This is a genomic window from Mesorhizobium sp. M2A.F.Ca.ET.067.02.1.1 (assembly GCF_004023285.1).
Classification (GTDB): domain Bacteria; phylum Pseudomonadota; class Alphaproteobacteria; order Rhizobiales; family Rhizobiaceae; genus Mesorhizobium.
Window position 1 is genome coordinate 1 of the sequence record NZ_RZSB01001327.1, and the last position, 710, is coordinate 710.

The 710-nt window shown below is 68.7% G+C and carries 1 protein-coding gene; it reads left to right on the forward strand.

Annotated elements, in window-relative coordinates; translation table 11 throughout:
* On the forward strand, positions 1–707 hold a 707-nt coding region (locus EOA28_RS37615; RefSeq protein ID WP_245501712.1), incomplete at its 5' end, for an ABC transporter ATP-binding protein.
* Positions 708–710: the final 3 nt, after the last annotated feature.

Here is a 710-nt window from a genome sequence, read left to right on the forward strand (position 1 = left end):
TCAGCAAGACATTCGGCGGCGTGCAGGCGTTGCGCAACGCCTCGCTGACCTGCGAGGCCGGCGAGATCCTCGGCCTCATCGGTCCGAACGGCGCAGGCAAGTCGACCCTCGTCAACGCCATCTCCGGCGTGCTCAAGCCGGACAGCGGCAGCGTGCGCCTGGCGGGCGAGGAGATCACTGGCCGCGGCCCGGAGCATTGCGCGCGGGCAGGGGTAGGCCGCACCTTCCAGACCATCAGGCTGTTCAAGGATCTGACCGTTCGCCAGAACGTCGAGGTGGCGCATATCACCTGCCGCGCCGTGCGCCCCGATGCCGCCAGGCGGATCGGCGTCGACCAGCTGCTGCAGCAATATGAGCTGGCAAGCTTCGCCGACAGCCCGGCCGGAACGCTGCCCTATGGCAGGCAGCGCCGGCTCGAGATCGCCCGCGCGCTGGCGCTGGGGCCGTCGCTCCTGCTGCTCGACGAGCCGGCCGCCGGACTCAACGAGGCCGAGTCGGAGACGCTGGCCATCGCCATCGAGGGCATTCGCCGCGACGTCGGCTGCGCGACCATCGTCATCGATCACGATCTGCGCTTCATCAACCGGCTCTGCGACCGGCTTTGCGTGATGGACCAGGGCCAGGTGATCGCTTCGGGCGAGACGGAAGATGTGTGGCGCGATCCGCGCGTCATCGAGGTCTATGTCGGGCAGTCGGAGACGGCCTGAAGG